The sequence below is a fragment of the Pseudomonas sp. YJ42 genome, from assembly GCF_047225135.1.
GTDB lineage: Bacteria > Pseudomonadota > Gammaproteobacteria > Pseudomonadales > Pseudomonadaceae > Stutzerimonas > Stutzerimonas stutzeri_E.
In genome coordinates this window covers 2,948,663-2,963,745 of record NZ_CP178378.1, presented here as the reverse complement: position 1 = coordinate 2,963,745, position 15,083 = coordinate 2,948,663, and the positions used below count along the sequence as shown (strand labels likewise).

At 57.8% G+C, this 15,083-nt stretch carries 16 protein-coding genes; 1 reads left to right on the top strand and 15 read right to left on the bottom strand.

All coding sequences use genetic code 11. The features are described from left to right. Positions 1 to 13 precede the first annotated feature (13 nt). The 15 genes from atpA to rpmH form a co-directional block, all read right to left on the bottom strand. On the bottom strand, positions 14 to 1,558 hold the full coding sequence (gene atpA / locus ACL0K2_RS13655) for a F0F1 ATP synthase subunit alpha (protein ID WP_045164332.1): 1,545 nt from the start codon (positions 1,556 to 1,558) through the stop codon (positions 14 to 16). A gap of 21 nt (positions 1,559 to 1,579) precedes the next feature. Then, a complete protein-coding gene (locus tag ACL0K2_RS13650) occupies positions 1,580 to 2,116 on the bottom strand; it encodes a F0F1 ATP synthase subunit delta (RefSeq protein ID WP_045164333.1) in 537 nt (178 codons plus the stop codon). A gap of 15 nt (positions 2,117 to 2,131) precedes the next feature. Next, the gene (locus ACL0K2_RS13645; protein ID WP_045164334.1) at positions 2,132 to 2,602 is read right to left on the bottom strand and encodes a F0F1 ATP synthase subunit B; all 471 of its coding nucleotides are present in this window, start codon (positions 2,600 to 2,602) and stop codon (positions 2,132 to 2,134) included. A 57-nt stretch (positions 2,603 to 2,659) separates the two neighbouring features. Then, positions 2,660 to 2,917 (bottom strand): F0F1 ATP synthase subunit C, encoded by a 258-nt coding sequence (gene atpE, locus ACL0K2_RS13640; RefSeq protein ID WP_002555987.1) that lies wholly within the window; start codon positions 2,915 to 2,917, stop codon positions 2,660 to 2,662. Between the two features lie 54 nt (positions 2,918 to 2,971). After that, positions 2,972 to 3,841, bottom strand: coding sequence for a F0F1 ATP synthase subunit A (gene atpB, locus ACL0K2_RS13635; protein ID WP_045164335.1), 870 nt, complete (start codon positions 3,839 to 3,841; stop codon positions 2,972 to 2,974). 15 nt (positions 3,842 to 3,856) lie between these two features. Continuing rightward, positions 3,857 to 4,261, bottom strand: coding sequence for a F0F1 ATP synthase subunit I (locus ACL0K2_RS13630; protein ID WP_268988836.1), 405 nt, complete (start codon positions 4,259 to 4,261; stop codon positions 3,857 to 3,859). 153 nt (positions 4,262 to 4,414) lie between these two features. After that, on the bottom strand, positions 4,415 to 5,287 hold the full coding sequence (locus ACL0K2_RS13625; RefSeq protein WP_239611395.1) for a ParB/RepB/Spo0J family partition protein: 873 nt from the start codon (positions 5,285 to 5,287) through the stop codon (positions 4,415 to 4,417). A 10-nt stretch (positions 5,288 to 5,297) separates the two neighbouring features. Further along, entirely contained in the window at positions 5,298 to 6,086 is a 789-nt protein-coding gene (locus tag ACL0K2_RS13620; protein ID WP_045164337.1) for a ParA family protein, read from the bottom strand. A 19-nt stretch (positions 6,087 to 6,105) separates the two neighbouring features. Then, complete coding sequence (rsmG, locus tag ACL0K2_RS13615) at positions 6,106 to 6,753, bottom strand: 16S rRNA (guanine(527)-N(7))-methyltransferase RsmG (RefSeq protein ID WP_413042842.1); 648 nt, start codon at positions 6,751 to 6,753, stop codon at positions 6,106 to 6,108. Beyond that, complete coding sequence (gene mnmG, locus ACL0K2_RS13610) at positions 6,753 to 8,645, bottom strand: tRNA uridine-5-carboxymethylaminomethyl(34) synthesis enzyme MnmG (protein ID WP_413042841.1); 1,893 nt, start codon at positions 8,643 to 8,645, stop codon at positions 6,753 to 6,755. The genes rsmG and mnmG overlap by 1 nt, the downstream gene beginning before the upstream one ends. A 552-nt stretch (positions 8,646 to 9,197) precedes the next feature. After that, positions 9,198 to 10,565, bottom strand: coding sequence for a tRNA uridine-5-carboxymethylaminomethyl(34) synthesis GTPase MnmE (mnmE, locus tag ACL0K2_RS13605; protein WP_413042840.1), 1,368 nt, complete (start codon positions 10,563 to 10,565; stop codon positions 9,198 to 9,200). A gap of 77 nt (positions 10,566 to 10,642) precedes the next feature. Then, positions 10,643 to 12,322, bottom strand: a complete 1,680-nt coding sequence (gene yidC / locus ACL0K2_RS13600) for a membrane protein insertase YidC (protein ID WP_413042839.1) — start codon at positions 12,320 to 12,322, stop codon at positions 10,643 to 10,645. A 2-nt stretch (positions 12,323 to 12,324) separates the two neighbouring features. After that, positions 12,325 to 12,570, bottom strand: coding sequence for a membrane protein insertion efficiency factor YidD (gene yidD, locus ACL0K2_RS13595; protein ID WP_045164342.1), 246 nt, complete (start codon positions 12,568 to 12,570; stop codon positions 12,325 to 12,327). Then, a complete protein-coding gene (gene rnpA / locus ACL0K2_RS13590; RefSeq protein WP_045164343.1) occupies positions 12,563 to 12,958 on the bottom strand; it encodes a ribonuclease P protein component in 396 nt (131 codons plus the stop codon). Before rnpA ends, yidD begins: the two co-directional genes overlap by 8 nt. A gap of 17 nt (positions 12,959 to 12,975) precedes the next feature. Beyond that, a complete protein-coding gene (gene rpmH, locus ACL0K2_RS13585; protein WP_019340723.1) occupies positions 12,976 to 13,110 on the bottom strand; it encodes a 50S ribosomal protein L34 in 135 nt (44 codons plus the stop codon). A gap of 503 nt (positions 13,111 to 13,613) precedes the next feature. Here rpmH and dnaA point away from each other — a divergent pair. Further along, entirely contained in the window at positions 13,614 to 15,071 is a 1,458-nt protein-coding gene (gene dnaA, locus ACL0K2_RS13580; RefSeq protein ID WP_045164344.1) for a chromosomal replication initiator protein DnaA, read from the top strand. Positions 15,072 to 15,083: the final 12 nt, after the last annotated feature.

The following is a 15,083-nucleotide window of genomic DNA, read 5'->3' as shown; positions in this document are numbered from 1 at the left end:
CCTCCGCTGCGGCTTACCAGGTTTGGGTGGCCTTGAACTTCTCGATACCGGCTTTCAGGGCCGCGTCGATTTCGTCATTGAAGTCACCCTTCACGTTGATCTTCGCCATCAAATCGGCGTGATCGCGGTTGAAGTAAGCAATCAGCGCTTGTTCGAAGCTGCCGATCTTGGCGATTTCGATGTCCTGCAGGAAGCCACGTTCGGCCGAGTACAGGGACAGCGACATGTCGGCGATGGACATAGGCGCATATTGCTTTTGCTTCATCAGCTCAGTAACACGCTGACCATGCTCAAGCTGCTTACGGGTGGCTTCGTCCAGATCAGAGGCGAACTGGGCGAAAGCCGCCAATTCACGGTACTGAGCCAGAGCGGTACGGATACCACCGGATAGCTTCTTGATGATCTTGGTCTGAGCGGCACCACCTACGCGGGAAACCGACACACCGGCGTTCACAGCAGGACGGATGCCGGAGTTGAACATCGCCGATTCCAGGAAGATCTGACCGTCGGTGATCGAGATCACGTTGGTCGGAACGAACGCGGAAACGTCGCCAGCCTGGGTTTCGATGATCGGCAGAGCGGTCAAGGAACCGGTTTTGCCTTTCACTTCGCCTTTGGTGAACTGCTCGACATACTCTTCGGAAACGCGCGATGCACGCTCCAGCAGACGGCTGTGGAGATAGAACACGTCGCCCGGGTAAGCTTCACGGCCTGGCGGACGGCGCAGCAGCAGGGAAATCTGGCGGTAAGCTACTGCTTGCTTGGACAGATCGTCATAAACGATCAGCGCGTCTTCGCCGCGGTCGCGGAAGTATTCGCCCATGGTGCAGCCAGCGTATGGTGCGATGAACTGCAGCGCAGCAGATTCAGAAGCACTCGCGGCAACGATGATGGTATTGGCCAGAGCACCGTTCTGCTCGAGCTTGCGCACCACGTTGGCAATGGTCGATTGTTTCTGTCCGATGGCGACATACACACAGAAAATACCGCTGTCTTTCTGATTGATGATCGCATCGATCGCCAGAGCAGTCTTACCGATCTGACGGTCGCCAATGATCAGCTCACGCTGACCGCGGCCAACCGGGATCATGGCGTCAACGGCCTTGTAACCGGTTTGCACCGGCTGATCGACCGACTTCCGCCAGATCACGCCCGGCGCAACTTTTTCAACCGCGTCGGTAGCGACGTTGTTGAGCGGACCCTTGCCGTCAACCGGGTTGCCCAGCGCGTCGACGACGCGACCGAGCAGCTCAGGACCCACCGGAACTTCGAGGATGCGACCGGTGCACTTGGCGCTCATGCCTTCGGCAAGCGTCTGGTAGGCACCCAGAACCACGGCGCCGACAGAGTCGCGCTCAAGGTTCATGGCCATACCGTAGACGCCGTCCGGGAATTCGATCATCTCGCCATACATGACATCGGCCAGACCATGAATTCGCACGATGCCGTCCGACACGCTGACGACGGTGCCTTCGTTACGGGCTTGGGAGGCGATATCGAGTTTTTCGATACGCCCCTTGATGATTTCACTTATTTCGGAAGGATTGAGTTGCTGCATTGCTCTGCTGCCCCTTCAAACTCAAGATTTCAATGCTTCGGCCAGTTTCGCGATCTTGCCGCGGACTGAGCCATCGATAACCAGGTCGCCGGCGCGGATCAACACGCCACCCAAAAGGGAGGCATCTTCCGCGGCATGCAGGCGCACTTCCCGGCCGAGCCGTGCACTGAGAACCTTGGCGAGTTTGTCTTGCTGTTCGTTGCTCAACGCGAAAGCACTGGTCACATCCACGTCAACCGTTTTTTCCTGCTCGGCCTTGTACAGCTCGAACAGTTCGGAGACTTCCGGCAACAACGGCAAGCGGTCATTGGCGGACAACACGTGAATGAAATTGCGTGCCTGAGCATCAAGCTTTTCACCACACACCTCGACGAAGGTGGTGGCCTTGTCGTCTCTCGTCATACGCGGGGCCTTGAGCACGCGCTGCATGGTGTCGTCTTGCGACACCGCAGCAGCCAGACCAAGCATGGCTGACCATTCGGCCAGTTGCTGATGGACCTGTGCGTACTCGAAGGCAGCCTTGGCGTAAGGTCGGGCCAGCGTGGTCAGTTCTGCCATGATCGCGCCCCTCGCTTAAATTTCGGCTGCCAATTTGGAAACCAGCTCCGCATGCGCGTTCTGATCGATGGATGCGCCCAGGATCTTTTCGGCGCCACTGACCGCCAGGCTACCCAACTGGGCGCGCAAGGCATCCTTGACCGCGTTCAATTCCTGCTCAATCTCGGCCTGAGCCTGGACCTTGAGCCGCTCACCCTCGACACGGGCCTGATCGCGAGCTTCGTCGACGATCTGGTTAGCGCGCTTCTTGGCTTGCTCGATGATTTCAGCCGCTTGCGTCTTGGCTTCGCGCAGTTGCTGGCTCGCTTTATCCTGAGCCAACTCCAGATCACGAGCACCGCGACTGGCAGCTTCCAGACCGTCAGCGATCTTCTTCTGGCGTTCCCGCAGAGCTGTTATGACCGGAGGCCATACGAACTTCATGCAGAACAGCACAAAAATGAAGAACGCAACGGACTGGCCAATCAGGGTTGCATTAATGTTCACGCCAACACCTCGCTCGTTCGTTGTCCGTCAAACCATCCATTCGATAAACCGAATGGATCAGCCTGCCAATTGACCAACGAAGGGGTTCGCGAAAGTGAAGAACAGCGCAATACCTACACCGATCATGGTCACCGCATCGAGCAGGCCGGCGACGATGAACATTTTCACCTGCAGCATCGGCACCATTTCCGGCTGACGCGCTGCGCCTTCCAGGAATTTGCCGCCGAGCAGGCCGAAGCCGATTGCAGTGCCCAAGGCACCCAGGCCGATCAGCAGAGCTACAGCGATAGCAGTCAGTCCAACTACAGTTTCCATTTTTCCTCCGACTTTATGTCGTATTGGTTAAGGGTTTAGGTAAAGCGAATCGAATCAGTGATCGTTTTCTTCATGAGCCATCGATAGATAGACGATCGTCAGCATCATGAAGATGAAAGCCTGCAGCACGATGATCAGGATGTGGAACACAGCCCACGCCCACTGCAGAACAATACCCAGCCCACCCAGGATCACGCCGTTAGCGAACATGATGGCAATGAGGATGAAGATCAGTTCGCCAGCATAGAGGTTGCCGAACAGACGCAGCGCCAGCGAAACAGGCTTGGCGATCAGGGTAACGAATTCGAGAAGGAAGTTGATTGGGATGAGCAGGACCTGCACGGCCATGTTCTTGCTGCTGAACGGATGCAGTGTGAGCTCCCCGAAGAAACCGCCCAGACCCTTTACCTTGACGCTGTAAAAGAGCAGCAGAGCGAACACCGAGAGTGCCAGACCGAGCGTCGCGTTCGGGTCGGTGGTGGGGACCACACGGAAGAACAGGTGCTCATTGCCGACGATGTTGGCAGCCAGCATAGGCAGCCAATCTACCGGAATGAGGTCCATGAAGTTCATCAGGAACACCCAGACAAAAATGGTCAGAGCCAACGGAGCGATAAGGGCGTTGCGGCCATGGAAAGTGTCCTTGACGCTGTTATCGACGAACTCGACCATCAACTCGACGAAGTTCTGCGCGCCACCGGGCTGGCCGGATGTAGCCTTTCTAGCAACAGCCCAGAACAGCAGGATAAAAACCAGGCCGAGCACCACGGAAACTCCCAGAGTATCCACATGAAATGCCCAGAAACCCATTTCCTTGGCTTGCTCCGCGGAATGGGCGAACCCCCATTCCCCAGTCGGCAACCGCCCGTAGGTCAGATTAGACAGGTGGTGCTGTATGTAACCCGAAGCGTTCTCTGCTGCCATGATTGCCTCAATGAATCAATTTGAAATTCTTTTCTTAATCAGCAGAGGAGCAAACCAGCCGACTCCTTGAGTCAGTATGAACACACCGAACAACGAAAGTGGGTTCAGCGGTTTCACCCCTGTGAAGGCCAGCGCGAACAGCACTGACGTGAAGATCAGTTTCCCTGCTTCGCCAGCATAAAATGACCTGACGATAGCTTGAGCAGCCCGAGCGCCACTAAAGCGAAAAGCCTTGTGAGCGAAATAAATATTCGGAAGCAAGGCGATCAGACCACCAAGCAATCCAGAGTAACCCGCAACATTGTCGACCCACAGCCACAGCACGACCGCTGAGATGAGCAATAACGACAACTGCGCCATCAGAACCGGAAAAACCGCTAACCGATGGAAGGGTAGGCGTTTCTGCTCGTAGCCGACCAATTATTGTCCCTTGGCTTTCGCCGGCATGTCAGTCAATCACCATGCCTTATGTCTTTGAAAATGCGCGCAGATTATATGTGGCGTTAGGGTCAGGTACAACCGTTTGGTAGTGACTACCAGGCAGTACTACAACCTTATACGCCCGTAATTGTTTCAGCGTATGTGTGCTAACACACCTTGCAATTCATCCAGAGAGTTGTAGCGAATCACCAACTGTCCTTTGCCCTTTTCACCATGCTTGATTTGCACTGGAGAACCCAGACGCTCAGCCAGACGCTGTTCCAGACGGACAATGTCAGGATCATTCCTCGTCTCGGCTTTCGAACCCTCGGAGCTGTTCAGCCATTGCCGCACCAGCGCCTCGGTCTGGCGGACAGTCAAACCACGTGCGACAACATGACGCGCCCCGTCGACCTGCTGCTCCGCCGGCAACCCGAGCAGCGCTCGGGCATGGCCCATTTCCAGATCGCCATGCGACAGGAGCGTCTTGATCTCCTCCGGCAGCGCGATCAGACGCAGCAGGTTGCTGATGGTCACGCGCGACTTGCCCACCGCGTCAGCCACCTGCTGCTGAGTCAACTGGAATTCCTGCTGCAGCCGCTGCAGGGCTACGGCTTCCTCGATCGGGTTAAGGTCCTCACGCTGGATATTCTCGATCAGCGCCATGGCAATCGCCGCTTCATCGGAAACGTCGCGCACCAGTGCCGGGATCTTCTCGAGGCCGGCCTGCTGGCTGGCACGCCAGCGACGTTCGCCAGCAATGATTTCGTAGCGGCCAGAGCCGATCGAACGAACGACAATCGGTTGCATTACGCCCTGACTGCGAATGGAGTGTGCCAGCTCATCGAGGGTCACCGGATCGATATCGCGGCGAGGCTGATATTTGCCTCGCTGAATGATGTCGAGCGGCAATTGTTGTAATTCCCGCTCATCGACCTGAACGGCGCCTTCCTGCATCGCCGTCACATTGGCGCCTCCGAGCAGGGCATCCAGTCCGCGTCCTAGGCCTCGTTTTTTGGTCGCCATGAAAATTTCCTTATGCAGTTGCGCTGCGAGCGGCCCGCCGCTGACGGCGTGACAGCTCGCCGGCCAGTGCCAGATAGGCCAAGGCGCCCTTGGATTGCTTGTCATAGACCAGCGCCGGCATGCCATGGCTGGGGGCTTCGGCCAGCCGTACATTGCGAGGAATGACCGTGTCGTAGAGTTTCTCACCGAAATGCGTCTTGAGCTGCTCGGTGACATCGTTGGTGAGGCTGCTGCGCGGATCGTACATGGTGCGCAACAGACCTTCGATCTGCAGCGACGGATTCAACGCCTGACCGATGCGCTGAATCGAATTGACCAGATCGGTCAGCCCCTCCAGTGCATAGTATTCGCACTGCATTGGAATGATCACGCCGTCTGCGGCCGTTAGCGCGTTGATCGTGAGCATCGACAGCGAGGGCGGGCAATCGATCAAAATGTAATCGTAGTTCTCGCGTACCGGTGCAAGCGCCTCGCGCAGGCGATGTTCTTTGGTTGGCAATTTGAGGAGCGCGACCTCGGCGGCAGTCAGATCACGGTTGGCCGGCAGCAGCTGGTAGCCACCATGCTCGGAAAACTGCATGGCATCGACCAGGCTGCACTCGCCGATGAGCACGTCGTAGATCGAATACTCCAAGCTTAACTTATCCACACCGCTGCCCGTTGTGGCGTTGCCCTGTGGATCAAGATCAATGAGCAGAACACGACGACGAGTCGCTACAAGCGAGGCGGCGAGGTTGATACAGGTGGTTGTCTTGGCGACACCGCCCTTCTGGTTGGCGATGGCAAATACTTTAGCCATGGTCAGCGTCTGTCCGGAGTCATGAAGTGCGGCGCAGTATCAGCAGATGGCGTTGCCCTTGGCAACCGGGAACCTTGAGAACGAGGCAGCGCTCTAGTTGGAAATCCGCCGGTAGCGCCTGTAGCTCGTCATCGGGTTGGACTCCTTTCATGGCGAGCCAGCGAGTTTCGAGATTTCCCAGATGGCGCGTCCAGTCGGCGAAGTCGCTCAGCGAGCTGAATGCCCGAGACGTGATGCCGGCAAAAGGCCGTTCGGGTCGGAACTGCTCGACGCGGCTGTGGACAACTTCGAGCTTGGCGAGTTTCAGCTCCAGTTTGACCTGCGTAAGAAAACGGGTCTTCTTGCCGTTCGAGTCGAGTAGCGTAAAGCTGCGCTCGGGAAACAAAATGGCTAGCGGAATGCCAGGCATCCCACCGCCACTGCCCACGTCCAGCCAGCGAGCGCCATCTTGCTCTACATATGGAGCGACGCTAAGGCTATCGAGCAGATGACGCGAGACCATTTCAGCCGGATCGCGCACGGCGGTCAGGTTGTAGGCCTTATTCCACTTGTTCAGCAACGCCAGATAGGCAAGCAGCTGCGCTTGCTGCGAGTCGCTAAGCTCTACGCCGAGTAATTCGGCGCCACGCTGGAGTTCTTCGGCATAGCGTGCGTATTCGTCGTCCATCAAGCGCTTTGCTCCAGCTTGCTTCCGGCGCTGCGTTTTTTCAGATGGATCATCAGAAGCGACACTGCTGCTGGGGTTACACCGGGAATTCGCGACGCCTGGCCGAGCGTTTCCGGTCGAGCAAGGGTGAGCTTGTGCTGGATCTCCTTGGACAGGCCAGAGATGGTCGAATAGTCCAGATCCGCCGGTAGCGCAACACTCTCGCTGGCGCGAAGGCGGGCGATTTCTTCCTGCTGACGATCAATGTAGCCGGCGTACTTTGTCTTTATCTCGACCTGCTCAGCAACCTGCGGGTCCTCGACTCCCGCCCCGGTAAGCTGGATCAGGCTGAGATAATCGATTTCGGGTCGTGCAAGCAGATTGAGCAAGTTGTACTCATGGGTCAGCGGCGTTCCAAAACGCTCGGCGATCGCATCGCCCTGCGGCGTTGCCGGACGCACCCAGGTACTTTTCAGTCGCTGCTCTTCCTGCTCGATGCTTTCGCGTTTGCGCTCGAAAGCGGCCCAACGAGCATCATCGACCAAGCCCAATTCACGGCCTTTTTCGGTCAGCCGTAGGTCCGCATTGTCTTCTCGCAGGATCAACCGGTACTCGGCGCGCGAAGTAAACATGCGATAAGGCTCCTGGGTTCCCAGGGTGATCAGGTCGTCGACAAGTACGCCCAGATAGGCCTCGTCGCGGCGCGGGCACCAGCTGTCCTGGCCCTGTGCGCGCAAAGCCGCGTTAGCGCCGGCCAACAGCCCCTGAGCGCCGGCCTCTTCGTAACCGGTGGTGCCGTTGATCTGACCGGCAAAGAACAAGCCACCGATCACCTTGGTTTCCAAGCTGTACTTGAGATCGCGCGGGTCGAAGTAGTCGTACTCGATGGCATAGCCAGGGCGAACGATGTGCGCCTGCTCCATGCCGCGGATGCTCTGGACGACCTGCAGCTGCACGTCGAATGGCAACGATGTGGAGATACCGTTGGGGTAAAGCTCGTGTGTGGTCAGGCCTTCTGGTTCGATGAAGACCTGATGGCTGTCCTTGTCTGCGAAACGATGGATCTTGTCCTCGATCGACGGGCAGTAACGTGGACCGACGCCTTCGATGACGCCGGAATACATCGGCGATCGGTCGAGATTTGCGGCAATAATTTCGTGGGTTCGCGTGTTGGTATGAGTGATCCAGCAACTGACCTGCTTCGGATGCTGCGCGGCATGCCCCAGGAACGACATAGGTGGGATGGGTATATCGCCTGGTTGCTCTGTCATCACCGAAAAATCGACGCTGCGTCCGTCGATGCGTGGCGGCGTGCCTGTCTTCAGGCGACCAACGCGAAGCGGTAACTCACGAAGACGACGAGCCAGGGCGATCGAGGGCGGATCACCAGCACGACCGCCGGAATAATTCTGCAGACCGATGTGGATAAGTCCACCAAGAAAGGTACCGGTGGTGAGTACCACGGAGTCGGCGAAGAAACGCAGACCCATCTGTGTCACGACACCCTTGACTTGGTCGGCTTCAACGATCAGATCGTCGGCGGCCTGTTGAAATATCCACAGATTCGGCTGGTTCTCCAGAACCCCACGGACCGCAGCCTTGTACAGCACGCGATCCGCTTGGGCACGAGTCGCGCGTACGGCTGGGCCTTTGCGGCTGTTGAGCACACGGAACTGAATGCCGCTTTGGTCGGTGGCCGTTGCCATGACACCGCCTAGCGCATCGATTTCCTTGACCAGATGGCTTTTACCGATGCCGCCTATGGCTGGATTACAGCTCATCTGTCCCAGTGTTTCGACGTTATGGGTGAGCAGCAGGGTTTTTACACCGATTCGAGCGGCTGCCAACGCAGCTTCGGTACCGGCATGGCCGCCGCCGATAACGATGACGTCAAAACGGGAAGGGAAATCCACCACGCACCTCGTGCCTGTTCAGTTGAGCCTGGGAAAACGCGCAAGTATAGGGGCTGGAGGGCTGTGAAAGAAGGGCCTTTGCACAAAAAATGACCAACTGCTCAAGGTGTGCCGGGAGCTCAAGCAATATATAAAAAAGAGAGAAATGATTTAAAGCTTATTTCTATGTTTATAAATATGTGCCGATTATCTGTGGATAGATCGCTGCAACCCTTTATTTATAAGGGCTTCAGCGTACCAAAACCTTGTGCTGAAGCTGGGCTCGGACGGTGCAGTACCGGTTTACAGCCTGTGTATTAAATAGCTACTTATACACAGGCCAGCTCATCACCGGTTTATCCAGAGGGTTATGGACCGACCTTAGGGCTGGTTTTCCACAGGGCTCAAGGGGGGCGGTTGATAATAAAAAACGAACGGTTTCGCCGGAATCGAGGCAGGGACGTCGCAGCCCGGTGTCTTTGAAGGGCACCGGCCGAGCGCCAGTTTCCCTGCGGGAAACGCCTCAGCGCCCGTCCCAGTCATCGGACGGCGATGGCGGCTTCAGGCGATGTGCTATTTGCCGATGCAAAAGCTGGAAAAAATGCGTCCCAGCAAGTCATCTGAGCTGAAGGCACCAGTGATCTCGCCAAGGGTTTGCTGGGCTTGGCGCAGGTCCTCGGCCAGCAGCTCTCCGGCTCCGGCCAGGGTGAGCTGCGCGTGGCCATGGTCCAGATGCGCTGCCGTCTGCCGCAGTGCGTCCAGGTGCCTGCGGCGGGCGCTGAAGCCGCTCTCTGCGGTCTGGTCGTACCCCATGCAGCGCTTGAGATGCTCGCGGAGCATCTCAAGGCCCTCGCCGGACCGTGCCGAAAGGCTCAGCGTGCTATAGCCGTCAGGATCGATCGAGAGGGTGGCGCCCTCCCCCGTCAGGTCAGCCTTGTTGCGAATGAGGGTGGTCTTCGCGCGATCGGGCCTGATGGCCAGGAAATCGGGCCAATCGGAGCTGTCAGGGCCTGCCGAAGCTGCACTGGCATCCATCACCAGCAGTATGCGATCGGCATCCTCGATGGCTTTGATGGCCCGCTCCACGCCGATGCGCTCGACCTGGTCGTCGGTATCGCGCAGGCCGGCGGTATCGATGACATGCAAGGGCATGCCGTCGATATTAATATGTTCGCGCAGCACATCGCGCGTGGTGCCGGCGATGTCGGTGACGATAGCCGCCTCACGGCCCGCCAAGGCGTTGAGCAAGCTGGATTTACCGGCATTGGGGCGACCGGCGATCACCACGTTCATGCCTTCGCGCAGCAGCGCGCCCTGACCCGCCTCGCGGATCACCTCGGCCAGCTCCTGCCTGACGGCTTGCAGCAAGGCCAGCACTCGGCCGTCGGCCAGAAAATCGATCTCCTCTTCAGGGAAATCGATTGCCGCCTCGACGTAGATGCGCAGCTGGATCAGCTTTTCCGTCAGTTGATGAACCCGGCGGGAAAACTCGCCTTGCAGCGAGCGGACAGCGTTGCGCGCCGCCTGAGCGGAACTCGCCTCGATCAGGTCGGCGATCGCCTCGGCCTGGGCCAGATCCAGCTTGTCGTTGAGGAAGGCCCGTTCACTGAATTCACCGGGGCGGGCAAGGCGAACGCCAAGTTCCACGCACCGCTGTAGCAGCATGTCCATCACCACGGGACCGCCATGGCCTTGCAGTTCCAGCACGTCTTCGCCGGTGAACGAATGGGGGCCTGGGAAATACAGCATCACCCCTTCGTCGATGACCTCGCCGTCATCGGCGTGGAAGGGGCCATAGTGCGCATGCCGCGGGACCGGTTCTCGTCCGCTGAGGGTGATGGCGACAGCTTTGGCTCGTGATCCTGAGACGCGCACCACGCCGATGCCGCCTCTTCCCTGAGCGGTAGCGACTGCGGCGATGGTTTCGCGATCTTGGCTCATGTGTCTTCTCTCCCAGGCAGATCGAAAAAAGCAAAACGCCCCAATCAAGGGGCGTTCTGTTCACGTCAACGAAAATCTCAGGTTGCGGCTGCGGTCTGCCCGATGATCTTGCGCGTAATGTACCACTGCTGTGCGATCGACAGGACGTTGTTGACCACCCAGTACAGCACCAGGCCAGCTGGGAACCAGAGGAAGAAGAAGGTGAAGATTACAGGCAAGAGCTTCATCACCTTGGCTTGCATTGGGTCCGGTGGCGTGGGGTTCAGCTGCTGCTGAATAAACATGGTCAAGCCCATGATGATCGGCAGGATGAAAAACGGATCCTTGATGGATAGATCGGTGATCCAGAACATCCACGGCGCCTGACGCATCTCGACGCTTTCCAGCAGCACCCAGTAGAGCGCAAGGAACACCGGCATCTGCACCAGAATCGGCAAGCAACCCCCAAGAGGATTGATCTTCTCCTTCTTGTACAGCTCCATCATCGCTTGGGACATCTTCTGGCGGTCATCGCCAAACTGCTCCTTCAGCGCCTGCATTTTCGGCGATACCGCACGCATGCGGGCCATCGATTTATAGCTGGCCGCCGAGAGCGGGAAGAACGCGAGCTTGATCACGATCGTCAGCACGATGATCGACCAACCCCAGTTGCCGAGCAGCGCGTGGATGTTTTCCAACAGCCAGAAGATTGGCTGGGCGATGAACCAGAGGATGCCGTAGTCAACGGTCAGGCGCAGGCCCGGCGAGAGTTCCTCAAGCTTGTCCTGGCTCTTGGGGCCGGCGTACAGCGTAGCGGACGTTTCACCCTGGCTACCCGGGGCGACGGAGATCGCCGGACCGGTGAAGCCGATGATGTAGTTGCCGCGGCTGTCCTTGCGGGTCTGCACCTGGTTGGTTTGATCGGGCGCCGGGATCCAAGCCGTCACGAAGTAATGCTGCAACCAGGCGATCCAGCCGCCTTCGACGGTCTTTTTCAGGTTCTTGTCGTCCATGTCGCTCATGGAGACCTTGGTGTAGGGCTCATCCTTGGTCCAGAGCGCGGCCCCCAGATAAGTTGCCGTGCCGGTCGCCGTGCTGGAAGACGGATCGCCGCTGTCGTCACGCTTGAGCTGACCGAACATGTGGCCCGTCCAGGCCTTTTCACTCTGGTTGTCGATCAGATAGCTGACGCGCAGGTCATAGTCGCCGCGATCGAAGGTGAAGCGCTTGGTGTAATCGACGCCGTCTTCGCTGTACTTCAGATCGACGACCAGTTGATCCTGACCTTCGCCCAGTTGGTACTGCTGTTGCTCGCTGCTGTACAGCGGACGTCCGCTGGCCTTGTCCGGCCCGTCACCGATCAAGCCGCTCTGGGCTTCATAGGTCCGCTCCGCGCTACGCTCGAATAACTGGAACGGAACGTCCGGCCGATCCTGGCGACGGGGAAATTCCGGTAAGCGTAGGTCGACGATGTCGCCACCACGCGGATCGATCGCGACATCGAGGACATCGGTACGTACGCGGATCAGCTGGGTGCTGCTGGCCTGGGTTTCAGGCAACGTGCTGGCCGATTGCTCGCCGCCAACGGAAGGAATGTCCTGCTGGGCGTCTTCAGCGCGGGTGGCTGGCGGTGTGTCCGGTAGCTGAGCTAGCGAAGGTTGTTCCTGGCTTGTCTCGGCAGGCAAGGCGGCCTGGCCGTAGTCCTGATTCCACTGAAGGACCATCAGGTAGGCAACGACTGCCAGTGCGACAAGCAGAATCGAGCGTTTGATATCCATGGTTACTCGGTCATCGAAGATGAATTGGAGGTGTGGTTGGAAGGCACGGGATCATAGCCGCCCGGATTCCATGGATGGCAACGGCCAAGCCTGCGCAGGCTCAGCCAGCCACCGCGCAGCAGGCCATGACTTTCGATGGCCTCTTGTGCGTAGCAAGAGCAACTGGGGTAGAAGCGACAATGGCTCGCCATCATGGGACTGATGGCATACCGGTAGACCCGGATCGGAATCAAAGCCAGGTTACGCATGGGCGGGCTTGCCCTGTTCCGGATTGTCGACGTTCTGGGAAGGGGTGCGAGACAACCGCCTCCAGAGCTTGGCGAATTGCCGTGCCAGTTCGGGATTATCCAGATCAGCCAATCCCTTGCGCGAGATAACCACGATGTCCCACCCCGTTAGTTCCGTCTGGTGGAGACGAAAGGTTTCGCGCAGTTGCCGCTTGATGCGATTGCGCTCCACCGCGAGCTTGACGCTTTTCTTGCCGATCACCAGCCCGATACGGGGATGTGGCAATCCATTTTCGCGCACCAGGAGCAGGACATTCCTGCCCGGTAACTTGCCGGAAGGGGAGTCGAAGACTGCCTTGAATTGACGCGGGGTCAGCAATCGCTTTTCCCGAGCGAAGTCTCGACTCACTACCTGTTCCGACGTGTTCAGACTGCCAGGCGCTTACGACCTTTGGCACGACGACGCGACAGGACGGCGCGACCGTTCTTGGTGGCCATACGAGCACGGAAACCGTGAGTGCGAGCGCGCTTGAGGGTGCTGGGTTGGAAAGTGCGTTTCATGATGCGTTACCTGGTGATCCATTGCGGGCCGGAATGGCCCCCTTTTAAGAGACCGGCGATTGTAGAGAAGCTGCGCGGTGAGGTCAATTTCCAACCAGCAAGATAGAGAGAGAATTAAATAAGAAAGAAAAGAAGTTAAAGTTCTTCTTAATGCAATGCTTATAGAAGGTGAGCGGTGAATCTGTGGATAAGGGCTTTTGAAGCAGACACGACGGGCTTTTCAGAGGTTTGAAAGGCTCTGTGGAAGCGGTGTGGCTCCGGTGGGAACCTATTGGGTTTCCTGTGGATGAAATTGCTTTTTATCAACAGATGGGGTTGCTGGCATCTTGCACACAGGCTTTTCCTGAGGGTTCAGGCTTGGTTATCAACAGGCTTCATGACGCAAGTGCGTGATACTACGAAATCATTCTTTGCGTTCATATGGCGTACGGACTGTGGATAACTGCACGACCGGGGGCTACAATGGCAGCCGTTTAAAAGCTCGACAGCGTCTAGGAGATTCCGTGTCGGTGGAACTTTGGCAGCAATGCATTGACCTTTTGAGAGATGAGCTGCCGGCCCAGCAATTCAACACATGGATTCGTCCGCTTCAGGTTGAAGCCGAAGGCGATGAGCTGCGCGTCTATGCGCCGAACCGCTTCGTTCTCGATTGGGTCAACGAGAAATATCTGTCTCGGCTGCTTGAGTTGTTGTCCGAGCGCGCCACGGGCTTGGCCCCTTCTTTATCTTTATTGATCGGTAGCAGGCGTACGGCCTCCGCGGCGCTGGCGCCCGCATCCGCTCCGCGTACCCAACAGCCGGTAGGCGCGCCCGCCGCGGCCGCGCCGCCGGCGCAGGCAGCGCTTTCGGACGCCGCGGTCCCGGTTGCGGCCGAAGCCGTAGCGGCACCCGCTCCGACGCGCATCGAACGCAACGTCCAGGTCGAAGGCGGCCTCAAGCACACCAGCTATCTCAATCGCACCTTCACGTTCGAGAATTTCGTCGAGGGCAAGTCCAACCAGCTGGCCCGTGCCGCGGCGTGGCAGGTCGCGGACAATCCGAAGCACGGCTATAACCCGTTGTTTCTCTATGGTGGCGTGGGCCTCGGTAAAACCCACCTGATGCACGCGGTAGGTAACCACCTGCTGAAGAAGAACCCCAACGCCAAAGTGGTCTATCTACATTCCGAGCGCTTCGTTGCCGATATGGTCAAGGCGCTGCAGCTCAACGCCATTAATGAATTCAAGCGCTTTTATCGGTCCGTGGATGCGTTGCTGATCGATGACATCCAGTTCTTCGCCAAGAAAGAACGGTCGCAGGAAGAGTTCTTCCATACCTTCAACGCCTTGCTCGAAGGTGGCCAGCAGGTGATCCTGACCAGCGACCGCTATCCGAAGGAGATCGACGGGCTCGAGGAAAGACTCAAGTCCCGCTTCGGCTGGGGCCTGACCGTGGCTGTAGAGCCACCGGAGCTCGAGACGCGGGTGGCGATCCTGATGAAGAAGGCCGATCAAGCCAATGTCGATCTACCTCATGACGCAGCCTTCTTCATTGCGCAACGGATCCGTTCGAATGTCCGCGAACTGGAAGGGGCATTGAAGCGAGTGATCGCCCATGCGCATTTCATGGGGCGTGACATCACCATCGAGCTTATTCGCGAGTCGCTGAAAGACTTGCTTGCCCTGCAGGACAAGCTGGTCAGCGTTGATAATATTCAGCGCACGGTCGCGGAATACTACAAAATCAAGATATCCGATCTGCTGTCGAAACGACGCTCGCGTTCCGTAGCGAGACCACGCCAGGTTGCGATGGCGTTGTCCAAGGAACTCACCAATCACAGCCTGCCCGAAATCGGCGACGCGTTTGGTGGGCGTGATCACACGACGGTGCTGCATGCTTGTCGTAAAATTGCTGAACTTCGGGAATTAGATGCTGATATTCGCGAAGATTACAAAAATCTGCTGCGTACTTTGACAACTTAACAGACTGCGGCC